Raw genomic sequence first — 12,026 nt, 5'->3', positions numbered from 1 at the left:
ATTTATATTAATAAGTAAAATTGGTTTTTTATGAAAGATGTATTGAATAAGTTAAAGATTCCTATAGCTATAGGATTTGCTGTATTAGCTTACTATGTTCATAGTGTATGGGTTTTTAACTGTGCAAAAGTGATAGGAGATATTTTTATTAATTTGTTGAAATTAGTTAGTTTACCTGTAGTATTTTTGTCTATTATTACTGCAATTTCCAGTTTAAAAAACGTAGTACAAATTAAAAAGCTGTTAAGAAAAATTGTTTTTTATACTCTTTTTACTACTATTTGTGCATCTACTACTGCTCTTATTATATATTTAATAGTAAATCCTTCAGAACAAAATAAAGCATTAAATTTGCTACATAGTGTAGAAATAAATAGTGAAGGTTATTTATCTTATTTAATATCAATAATGCCACATAATTTTGTTAAAATCTTTTTAGATAATAATATTGTTGGATGCATTATATTAGCATTTTTAATAGGAAGTGGAGTTATTGCAATTCCTAATGAAAAACGTGAAATTTTACATAAAATATTTTCTGCATTATTTGATACCTTGTTGGAGATTGCAAAATTAATATTAAAATTTATGCCGGTGGCAGTTTGGGCATTTATTACAACTTTTTTATTTTCCATAAAAAGTGCGTACGATTTTTCTAATATAGTAAGGTACATTATATGCATAGTGTCAGCAAATTTTATTCAAGCATTTATAACATTACCATTGCTAATGAGGCTTAAAAGTATACCTGTAGTTAGTACTGTAAAGGGCGTAATGCCAGCTTTAATTGTAGCATTTTTTTCTAAATCTTCTACTGCTACATTACCAACTACCATTGATTGTGTAAATAATAATCTTAAAGTTTCAAGCAAGTTGACGTCATTTGTGTTACCGATATGTACTACAATTAATATGAATGCTTGTGCAGCTTTTATACTGACTACAGTTTTTTTTGTATCTGAAATGAATCTACATAGTTTTTCTACGTGGGAAATGTTTTTATGGATATTTATTTCTACAGGTGCTGCTATTGGTAATGCTGGAATACCAATGGGGTGTTATTTTATTTCTATGAGTTGTCTGACATCAATGAAAATACCAATTAATTTAATGGGAGTAATATTGCCAATATATGCTATAATAGATATGTTTGAGACGGCATTAAATGTATGGTCAGATGTTTGTGTTACGAAAATTATTGATAAGGAATATAAAGGTGAATTATAGTTATTTTATCTCTATTATATTATTGGAAATAAACGTAAAATTCATACTAAGTCATTATAAATGAGCTATAACCATTTTAATAATAAACAGATAGATGATTGTATAAGAGTAATCAATAGTTTGTATTAATTGTATTATTGTGATTTAAGCAAGATGTTAACAATGGCTTGTAGTGTAATGTCTTACATTAACTATATAAATTTAGTTTAACTTTTTGTAATAGATAAATAAATAGATATATTGTAGAAATTGTATATCTAGTGCAAGTTTGATATCGAAAAAGTTATTGTATGATTTCTTGATTATGCATGTATTTTCTTAATACATATGGAATTGAAATAGAGCCATCTTTATTTTGATAGTGTTCTATAATAGCAGCAATTGTTCTACCTATTGCTAGTGCTGATCCATTTAAAGTATGTACAAATGTACTTACTTTATTATTATTACAAACTGTAACATATTTTGTATTCATTCTTCGTGCTTGAAAATCTTTGCAGTTAGAACAGCTAGAAATTTCTCTGTATTTATTTTGACATGACATCCAGACCTCTAGATCGTATGACATACTTGCAGAAAATCCCATATCTCCAGTACATAAAAGTACTACTCTATATGGTAGTTCTAATCTTTGTAAAATGGTTTCTGCAATTTTTACCATTCGTTCTAATTCTTCTTCTGATTTATCTTCAGCAACTATACTTACTAATTCTACTTTATTAAATTGATGTTGTCGTATTATCCCTTTGGTATCGCGTCCTGCACTTCCTGCTTCAGAGCGAAAACATTGAGAAGCAGCGGTAAATCTTAAAGGAAGATCATGTAACGGAATAACTGTATTTGATACTAAATTTGTTAATGCAACTTCACTGGTAGGTATTAATCTAAAATTATTTGTAGTTTTAAAAGAGTCTTTGGAGAATTTTGGTAATTGACCAACGTTATACATAGTAACTTCATTAACAAGTATAGGGTGAGATATTTCAGTATATCCAAATTCCTGAGTATGTGTATCTAACATAAAATTGACTAAAGCTCTGTCCAATTGTGCTAGTTGATTTTTTAAAATTACAAACCTTGAGCCGGATAGTTTAGCTGCTTGTTTAAAATCCATTAAATTTAATTTTTCTCCTATTTCATAATGAGTTTTGATTTGAAAATCAAAAATTTTCGGTTTACCATGTTTTCTAATTTCAATATTATGAGTCTCATCATTTCCGATAGGGACTTTAGTGTCTGGAATGTTTGGAAGATTGTTGAGAATGTTATTTAGTTCATTACTAGATTTTAGCTTATTATCTACTTCTTTAATTTTTGTTATAAGCTCTTTTGATAATTGTATTTGTGTTTCACAGTTAATATTATTACCTTTTAAAAGCGAAATTTCTTTTACAATTTTATTGTGCTCTCTTTGTAATTCATATAATTGGGTAAGTAATTGTTTTTTTATGAAATCTAGTGTAATAATTTTATGAGCAATTTTTGCAAGATTGCGGCTTTGCATTGCATTATCAAATTTTTCAGGATTACTTCTTATAAAGTTTATATTATGCATATTTTTTAAATGTTAGAATGATATAATTTTTTTATTTTGAGAAATTATTATAGCAACTTGCATTGCATTATCAAATTTTTCAGGATTACTTTTTATAAAGTTTATATTATGGCATACTTTTATGAAATTATAATGATATAATTTTTTTATTTTTAGATATTATTCTAGCAACTTGCATTGTATTATCAAATTTTTTAAAATTACAATTTATAATTGTTTATATACGCATACTTTGATAAGTATTAGAATGATATAATTTTTTATTTTATATTATAGCAGTTTGCATTGCATTATCAAATTTTTCGGGATTATTTTTATAATTGTTTATATATATGCATACTGATATTTAGGATAAATATTGGAGTTATATAAATAGATTTTTTATTTTTATAATATTATTTATAGTATTTTAGGGGCGTTTAAAGTAAGGTGTAATGAGTATTGTAGTAGCATTGCTTATAGAAGGGGCATTAATTATTGTTATTGCATATTTACTTGCTTTAAAAACCCGAATTTCTAAAGTTGATTATGAAGTTTTGAATACTAATAAAAAATTAATGGATGAGCAAATCAAAAGGATTGAAAGTGAAAATTTATGTTTAAAATGTGAAAATGATTCTTTGAAAAAAGAATTGCAAAGTGTTAATAATCAGTACATTGTAATGGAAATTGAAAAAAAGAATTTAGAGAGTAATTTTCATGCGTATAAAGTTGACTTTGTGCAAAAAATTGATGACAAATACAGATTACACTTTGAAAATTTAGCAAATCGCATTTTTGATGAAAAAACGGATAAGTTTAATAGAATATCACGAGAAAGTTTAAATAATATTCTTGATCCTCTTAGAGATAGTATACAAGCATTTAGGCAAAAAATAGAGACTACATTTATTGAACATAATAAAGATCAGTTTTTATTGAAAAATGAAATACAGCGTATTGTTTTGGCTAATGAAAAAATTACTTTACAGGCTGAAAATTTAGCTAATGCATTAAAAGGTGAAGTAAAAATTCAAGGTAATTGGGGTGAAGTAATATTAGAAAAAATGCTAGAAGATTCTGGATTGCGTAAAGATCAAGATTACAAACTACAAAGTTCAGGCATGAATTTGAGAGGAGAAGAAGGTAATAGGCAATATCCTGATGTTATTATTCTTTTGCCTGAAAATAAACATGTTATTGTAGATTCAAAAGTTTCTTTAACTCATTATGAGAGATATTGTGCTGAAAAAATAGAAGTATCAAAGGTAATGCACTTAAGGCAATTTACTGCATCTTTGAGATTTCACATTAATGCTCTTGCTGAAAAAAAATATCAAAATATTGATAATTGTAATACTCCAGATTTTGTATTGATGTTTATTCCTATAGAAGGAGCATATTTTCTTGCTATTCAAAAAGATATGACTTTACATGAATACTCTTGGAGCAAAAAAGTAGTTATAGTTTGTCCTTCAACTTTATTTGCAACTCTTAAGACAATAGAATCTGTATGGAGGTTGGAACGACAAAATCGTAACACTTTAGAAATAGCACGTCAGGGAGGCGCACTGTATGATAAAATAGTAGGATTTATTACTGATATGCAGAAACTTGGTAAGCAAATTGATGTTGTAAATAGTGTTTATAGTGATACTATGAAAAAATTATCAGAGGGACACGGTAATATTTTATCTCGTACTCAGAATTTAAAAACTCTTGGGGTAAAAGCTTCAAAGAAGCTGGAATGTATAGAGTAGAGATTATATAATTATGTTCAATGTATAAATTTAAGAATTTGAAAAGATATTTCTAAAGGATTTTTTGCTATAAAAAATTTATAGTTATGTAATACATATAATTATTAAAAATTTTACTTTTTTTTATAAGACAATTAAGATAACATTATGATATGCTAAAATAGCTTTTAGGTATTTTTTAAGTTAGCGCTATAAACAGTAGCCGTTATATTACTAAAATGATAAATTAATGCATTGAATTAATTACAAATGTTTATTTAAAATTATTTAATTTTTACAAATTATTAAAAATTATATTATGTAAAATATGTGTAGTGATTTTGATAGTAATAGCCTTATTGTTTATTAAAGGTGCTTATATTATTATGTCTAGCAAATGTTATTATCTGAAAAAGTGTAAGTAGTATATGAGTTTTTTAATAAGAAAACTTTTACTATTTCGTAACATGTAGTAAATTTAAGTGCTATTTTATAACTAAATTTTTATCATTATATATATAAATTATAAATAGCAAAAATTAGTAATAGCAAAGATTATATAGTTTGAAGCAATGAAGAAGCTATGTACGAAAATAAGGAGCTATAGGTATAAAATAGCATATTTATGCTGATAGTTTCAATATTGAAAAGGTAAAAAGGTTTATTATAATAATCTATTTTGTATGTTATTAAATAAATTGATGAAATTATAAGGAATTAATTCTGTAATATTTTTTGTATATTTTTAGAAGTATTTTACGTAATAATGGTAATATTATTATATAGTTAAAAGAAGTGTTAAATAAACAAACGTGTAGTTGTATGATAATATTGTGATGAATTATTAATAAATTTAATAAGGGGTTATGTTATATAAAGATTCTAATATGTAAATTCATACCATATAATGTATTTTATATAGCTTTCTGTATCTATATATAGATGCTAAGTTAAAAAAGGTTTTTACATTATAAATAAGTGCTTATACTTAATACAATTATAATTATTTATTATTATGATTTTACATGTTTAAAGTGTATGTTTAACGTTTTAATAAACGGAAAGGCTGTAAGTATATGCAAAAATTTAACAAGCAAAAATATTTTGATGATGCTCTAGATTGGTATTGTGATCAATATTTATTTTGTGCTACAGAAAGATCATGGTTATTTGGCATTGTATTAATCTTACTAGTATTTCTAGTTGCATTAATGATTAATATATATTCTTTGTTTCCAATAAAAAAAGATTTTACTTTTATAAAATATTCAGATCGTTATAGTGATGAATTTTCAAAAATAAAAAAGTTGAGCCATAACAATGAAGAAAGTGAAGAAGTACTTCTTGCAAATTATCTTGTTGGTCAATATGTTAAACGATATGAATCTTATTCTAACGTTGAGCTAGATAACCAGCTTAATTTTATAAAGAATAATTCTTCAAGGAAAGTATTTTTAGCATTTAAAGATGCTATAGAATTTAATATTATACAGAATTTGATTCCTAAATATCCATCTAAGGTTGTAGAAATAGAAACTAATATTAAAAATGTAACACTGTTAAAAAAGGGATCATCATCATTGAGTGGTGCTATAATTAAAGCTCATAAAAAATATTTTGTAAGTGGAGCTGTAGTGAAGTCACAAACTTTTACAGTACAAATTAATTTTTCTTTATCTAATATAAAAATGGCTGTATCAGGTGTTATGCCATTAGAATTTACTGTGCATAGTTATAGATATGTAGATTAAGTGATTATGGAGCTGACACATAACCTATATATAATTTTTAGATTATATATAATGTAATTATTTACTATGTAGATAGTTTTTTTATACAGGAACATAAGGCAAATTTTGTGTTAGATATTTATTTTGAATGCTAAGCCATTTATTTGGAGATCATTATAGAAATAATTTTAATGTTACCTATTTTTACATGACACATTATTATTTATTAAAAATTTATGTTATTAAGATGGCTTCTTTTATGTTGAAAAGATATACCTTAATATTTGATGATTAGTAAGTTAATTGCTTATAATTATTTAGGTCAATCTGGTGCGTAAATTTTTTGCATATTAGTTGTATTGAGCATAATATTTTGTAAATTTTCTAATTTAGGTTAGTATTAATATGTGTTTGGATATGTTCAATAAGTTTATTGCGGTTGTTAAAGAATGTAGCAGTAGAAAGTTGATTTTTAAACCAAGTGTATTGACGTTTTGCGTACTGACGAGTATTTTTTTGAGCAATTTCTATTGCTTGCAAAAGGCTTATATTACCGTTTAAGTATTGTATTATTTCTGGTACTCCATGAGCTTTCATAATTGGTAAATTATGGGATAGGTTAAGAGATAGTAAATATCTTACTTCTTCTATTGCAGAAGTATTTATCATATTTATAAAACGTTGATTAATTTTTTTATATAATTGTTCTCTATTAGGAAGTAATACATATACGTGATATTTATTAAATAAGGGATGACGTTTAGTTTTTTGCCAAGTAAATATTGATGTTCCAGTTTGTTCAATAACTTCAAAAGCTCGTAATATTTTATGAGTATTGTTTGGATGCAAATTATTTGCTAAATAATCTTTTTTTATGAGTAATTGATAAAATTCTTCTTTTCCTAAAGCTTCAAATAATTTTCTAGTTTTATGCCTAATTTTAGGGTTAATTGAAGGTATTAGTGATAGTCCATTAATTAAGCTGCTAATGTACATACCTGTACCACCTGTAATGATAGGAAGTAAGTTTTGATCCCATGCATGTAATACTTGTTTTTTTACATCTTGTAACCATAAACCAACAGAATAATTATATTCTGGAGAGACATATCCATATAATTTGTATTCAACATATTGATTTATAGTTGGTTGATCTGTTATAGTAGGTACTCCCTGATATATTTGTTTTGAATCGCAATTTATAATGACACAGCGATGATTATAAGCAATTTCTAAACAAATTTTAGATTTACCAGAAGCTGTTGGTCCAGTAATTACTAATATATTGTGCATTTTTTAATATTTGATTATGGATATAAATAATATATAACGTTATCTGTTTATAAGAAAAGCGTTTGTTATGATATTTTATATGATTATTCTTATGAAGTATAAAATAGGTTGTCAATATCATACATGTTATTTATAGAGTTGATTTATATTGTGTGTTATGTAATGTGAAGGCAATTTTTTTGAATTATGTTGTAATATTAGAGAATTGTTATTAGTAAATGTAGCTATCAGTTTGTTATTGTATTAAGACATATGTTGTTATTAAAGTTGATTTTTTAATGTTATATTTTAATAATTATTAATAAAATAATATATTATAGTTTAAGTAATGCTAATACAAATTGATAAACAATATTTTTTATGGTGAATTATTATAAAATAAGGAACATGATTATGAAGTAATTGTCATATATATGTAAAATATGAAAATTTAGCCTGTAGAGAATTTTTGTGTGTTATGGCATTTTTTTTATTATTAAAGGAGCATTTATAAGATGCTTCAGTTATATATTAGTTATAATATGGAGAATATATAAAGTTAATGATAACTTAACTAATAAAATCAATAATAAACATTTATCATTGTAAATTACATATATAAAAGATAAAACTTATCTTTCTTATAGTTATATTGTGCTTGCATAGTTATATGTCTTATTTTGCTGAGGTATGAGTAAAATATTTGTTGTGTAGCTTTAATTACTAATAAATTTTTTGAAATGTAGATATAATTTCAATTTGTGTTTAAAATTGTAGTAGTGTAAGTTATGAAAAGATTTTTTAATCTACTATAAATTATCAGCAGTTAGTAACTTTTAAGTTGTATCTGTTTTTATGTTATTCTTGGTATGATTAAGATAATGTTCACTCTTTAAATTTATAATTTAGGTAATAAGATTACTGAAATGTTATTGAACTCTATTGTAGCACGTGATATGGTAGTGGTGTGATAATTATTCTACAATAATAGCTAATTGTGATAGGTGATTAATGTCATGACAGATCAAAATGATACTTCTCGAGATAGCTTTATTTCAAAATTAAAAAAAATGGGTTCATTTACTGAAAAATTTAAAAATAGTGAAAATTCAGCTTCTAATAATCAGTTTTTAAATTTAGTAGAAAAAAACAAAAATGAAGGAGCATTTTCTGATAGAAAAAGTATTGTAAGAAAAAGTAAGGCAAATAGGGAGAGTTTTGCTGACTCTGCAAAAAAAAGTAGAATAGATTGTTTATTTCTTGTACGTGGTAAAGATAAAGGAAGATTTGCGTGGCATTATGTACTGGTTGATAAAAATAAGCGCGAAATGTTCCTTGCAAAAAGTAAAAGTGGTTCTATAGATGTTGCACTATATGGTCAGATACTATATTCTGGCTGGGGAGAAAATCCTCCAGAAGAGATTGTAAAGAAAATAGAAGATGAATATGGTGGTTCATAATTTAGTTTAATTTTTTATATTTTTTTGTTTTACAATAAACTATTAAGAAGTAGCTAATGTTTGGTGAAAACTGTATATTAAGAGGGTATTTGTGCAAATAAGAAGGGTAGCAATTTTAGGAATTGATCTTCCTAGTCAACATGTAGCAAAGTTTATGGCAAATATAGGTATATCAGTAGCACTTTATTATACAGATGATAAGGATGTATTATATCAAGATGTGGTAGATAATATAGGTTATCCCATTCAAATAAATACTTTGGAAAACAATATTGATAGCTTAAAATTTGCAGATTTGATAATTGATTCAATGACCAACTCTGTAAAGGATAAGTGTTTATTATATAATAAAATTGTTGAGTACATTAATATTGATACAATTATTGCTTTAAATAGTACAGTAATATCATTAAGTACGTTATGTGATAAGCTATCATCAAAAATCTCTAAAAGATTAATTGTAGCACATTTCTCTTACATGTTTAAAAATTCAAATTTAATAGAATATGTTGTGCACTCTGGAAATTCAGGAAATGTATTAGCAGTATTTCGGGAATTTTGCGAAGGTAAATTAAATAAAAAAGTGATACTTTGTAATGATATTGCTGGATTATTGATTGATAGAATGGGGTATTTTTGGATTATTATTTCTTTAATAAATTCTTATAATTTTAAAATAGATGTAGATATTGTAGATAGGATAATAAATGAACATATATGTAATTCAAAATTAGGAATTTTTAGATTATTAGATAGTATTGGATTAGATATATTTATATTAAAATTAAAAGAGTTAGTTAGTATTATATCAAAAGACGATCTATTGTTTGTAGCTTATACTCAAATACCTGAAATTATTTTTCAAATGATATCTGATAAAGTAACAGGGTACAATGGTCTTAATGGGGGGTTTTATCGTAAATATGATACATATAATGGTAATGTAAATCAGACTTTAGATTTATCAACAGGGCTGTATAAAGCAGAAAATGTAGATTATAATGTAGATATTTTGCGTAATAGCAAATATAAAAATTTTATATGTTCAATATTATCAAGCATTTCTACTTATGCAGTATACATTGCAGAAGTGACCAGAAGTGATATTTTAGTAATTGATGATATAGTTAAGTTAGGGTTTGCTTGGAAAAATGGATTGCTTGAGCTTTCTAATAGATTTGATATTTGAATGTATTTAAATTACGGTAAGTATGAATCACTGAAAAAGTTAATATTTTATAGCTATTAATAAATATTGTAAATTATTTGAGTTAAATCATTTTTAAGATAAAAAATTACTTTAGTATATATATATTACATGGTGATTATGTTAAATGTGGTTAATTGAGAGAGTAGGATTGTGATTTATTAAAATTTTCATCTATGTTAAAAATAATAAGCATTTGAGTATTATATTGTTAATTTATTAGGAAATATTTGATTAATGAGGTTGTTACATTATTTAAATAAGAATGATTGTAGGCTATTATTAATTCTGCTAAAGTTATAATATTTTTGTTTATAAGATATTTATGTAATAAAATATGCTAAAAGATAGTGATAAAATTTTTACAAATCTTAATGGTCATGACAGCCCTTATTTAAGTGCTGCCAAAAAGCGTGGTACTTGGAGTAATATAAAAAAAATATTATCATTAGGTTCAGAACGCATTATTCAAGAAGTAAAAGATTCAGGATTACGTGGAAGAGGTGGAGCAGGCTTTCCTACAGGTATGAAATGGAGCTTTATGCCAAAAGTTAGACCTAAAAATCAATGTGCATATTTAATAGTTAATGCTGATGAGTCAGAACCTGGAACATGTAAAGATCGTAACATAATTAGGTATGAACCTCATAAAATTATAGAGGGAATATTAATAGCAAGTTTTGCAATGAATGTGAATACTGCTTACATTTATATTAGAGGAGAGTTTTATAATGAATATTTAGTGTTATTTCATGCGTTAGAAGAAGCATATAATAATAATTTAGTTGGTAAAAATGCATGTGATTCAGGCTATGATTTAAATATTTTTATTCATAGAGGAGCGGGAGCATATATATGTGGGGAAGAAAGTGCACAATTAGAATCTTTAGAGGGACGGAAAGGAATGCCAAGATTGAAACCACCATTTCCTGCTGCTGTAGGATTATATGGATGTCCAACTACTATAAATAATGTTGAAACTATTGCTGTTATTGGAGATATTTTAAGGAGAGGTGGGAATTGGTTTGCTTCTCTTGGTAAGCCAAATAATACGGGAACAAAAATTTTTTGTATTTCTGGACATGTTAATAATCCTTGTAATGTTGAGGAAGAGTTAGGAATTAGCATGAGAGAATTAATAGAAAAGTATGCAGGTGGAGTACGAGGAGGATGGGATAATTTGTTGGCTGTAATTCCAGGTGGATCTTCTGTTCCTATGTTGCCAAAATCAATATGTGATGATGTTAATATGGATTTTGATTCTTTAAGGGCTGTGCAATCTGGCCTAGGAACTGCAGGATTAATTGTTATGGATAAATCTACAGATTTAGTTGAAGCTATAGAGAGATTATCTCATTTTTATATGCATGAATCTTGTGGACAATGTACGCCATGTAGAGAGGGTACTGGATGGATGTGGAAAATCATGAGAAGAATGGTTAATGGAAATGCTAATTATGAGGATATTGATTTATTACTTAATATTAGTACTCAAATAGAAGGGCATACTATATGCGCATTAGGTGATGCTGCTGCATGGCCTATTCAAGGATTGTTAAGACATTTTAGACATGTTGTTGAGCGTAGGGTTGCTAATTAGGTGGAAGTCTAAGTTTTTGGTATAGTTCTTGAGTTTTTTATTTTAAATGCGTAAAAATTTTGTTTGAGAGTTGTTAAACATAAATGATCATATAGCTTAAACCATTTTAAAAAATATTTATGCTGTGAAAATAGTGATATATAGAATTGTAATTCTATTAAAAAAAGACTAGGTTTATATAGAAAGAATTATATATTTAATTATATATCTTTAAAAAATTTAATAATTTGTATGTGTTAAATAAGTAATAAGAGGAA

General features: G+C 25.7%; 8 protein-coding genes. 6 read left to right on the top strand and 2 right to left on the bottom strand.

What is annotated here, in order from left to right; all coding sequences use genetic code 11:
• Positions 1 to 42: 42 nt before the first annotated feature.
• A complete protein-coding gene (locus tag NLO413_RS01355; protein ID WP_045809340.1) occupies positions 43 to 1,227 on the top strand; it encodes a dicarboxylate/amino acid:cation symporter in 1,185 nt (394 codons plus the stop codon).
• Positions 1,228 to 1,510: 283 nt separating this feature from the next.
• Here NLO413_RS01355 and serS read toward each other — a convergent pair whose 3' ends face one another.
• Positions 1,511 to 2,782, bottom strand: a complete 1,272-nt coding sequence (gene serS / locus NLO413_RS01350; RefSeq protein ID WP_045808762.1) for a serine--tRNA ligase — start codon at positions 2,780 to 2,782, stop codon at positions 1,511 to 1,513.
• Positions 2,783 to 3,216: 434 nt separating this feature from the next.
• Between serS and NLO413_RS01345 the strand changes: the two genes are divergently transcribed.
• Both NLO413_RS01345 and NLO413_RS01340 read left to right on the top strand, forming a co-directional pair.
• Positions 3,217 to 4,521 carry a DNA recombination protein RmuC gene (locus tag NLO413_RS01345; protein ID WP_045808761.1) on the top strand — a complete coding sequence of 435 codons (1,305 nt, stop codon included), beginning with the start codon at positions 3,217 to 3,219 and terminating at the stop codon, positions 4,519 to 4,521.
• Between the two features lie 1,055 nt (positions 4,522 to 5,576).
• Positions 5,577 to 6,251 carry a VirB8/TrbF family protein gene (locus tag NLO413_RS01340; protein ID WP_045808760.1) on the top strand — a complete coding sequence of 225 codons (675 nt, stop codon included), beginning with the start codon at positions 5,577 to 5,579 and terminating at the stop codon, positions 6,249 to 6,251.
• Positions 6,252 to 6,614: 363 nt separating this feature from the next.
• On the opposite strand, the gene miaA is transcribed toward NLO413_RS01340, so the two are convergent.
• Entirely contained in the window at positions 6,615 to 7,523 is a 909-nt protein-coding gene (gene miaA, locus NLO413_RS01335; protein WP_045808759.1) for a tRNA (adenosine(37)-N6)-dimethylallyltransferase MiaA, read from the bottom strand.
• 995 nt (positions 7,524 to 8,518) lie between these two features.
• On the opposite strand from miaA, the gene NLO413_RS01330 reads away from it, so the two are divergent.
• The 3 genes from NLO413_RS01330 (at position 8,519) to nuoF (ending at position 11,769) form a co-directional block, all read left to right on the top strand.
• A complete protein-coding gene (locus NLO413_RS01330) occupies positions 8,519 to 8,962 on the top strand; it encodes a hypothetical protein (protein WP_045808758.1) in 444 nt (147 codons plus the stop codon).
• A gap of 91 nt (positions 8,963 to 9,053) precedes the next feature.
• Entirely contained in the window at positions 9,054 to 10,151 is a 1,098-nt protein-coding gene (locus NLO413_RS01325; RefSeq protein ID WP_045808757.1) for a 3-hydroxyacyl-CoA dehydrogenase NAD-binding domain-containing protein, read from the top strand.
• 355 nt (positions 10,152 to 10,506) lie between these two features.
• Positions 10,507 to 11,769, top strand: coding sequence for an NADH-quinone oxidoreductase subunit NuoF (nuoF, locus tag NLO413_RS01320; RefSeq protein WP_045808756.1), 1,263 nt, complete (start codon positions 10,507 to 10,509; stop codon positions 11,767 to 11,769).
• The last annotated feature ends 257 nt before the right edge of the window (positions 11,770 to 12,026 follow it).

This window comes from Candidatus Neoehrlichia procyonis str. RAC413 (assembly GCF_000964795.1).
Lineage (GTDB): Bacteria > Pseudomonadota > Alphaproteobacteria > Rickettsiales > Anaplasmataceae > Neoehrlichia > Neoehrlichia procyonis.
This window is presented reverse-complemented; position numbering and strand designations above follow the sequence as displayed.

Bases quoted from the DNA above. Each gene is read 5' to 3' on its own strand.
- serS (WP_045808762.1), bottom strand. From the start codon at position 2,782: ATGCATAATATAAACTTTATAAGAAGTAATCCTGAAAAATTTGATAAT.
- NLO413_RS01345 (WP_045808761.1), top strand. From the start codon at position 3,217: ATGAGTATTGTAGTAGCATTGCTTATAGAAGGGGCATTAATTATTGTT.
- NLO413_RS01340 (WP_045808760.1), top strand. From the start codon at position 5,577: ATGCAAAAATTTAACAAGCAAAAATATTTTGATGATGCTCTAGATTGG.
- miaA (WP_045808759.1), bottom strand. From the start codon at position 7,523: ATGCACAATATATTAGTAATTACTGGACCAACAGCTTCTGGTAAATCT.
- NLO413_RS01330 (WP_045808758.1), top strand. From the start codon at position 8,519: ATGACAGATCAAAATGATACTTCTCGAGATAGCTTTATTTCAAAATTA.
- nuoF (WP_045808756.1), top strand. From the start codon at position 10,507: ATGCTAAAAGATAGTGATAAAATTTTTACAAATCTTAATGGTCATGAC.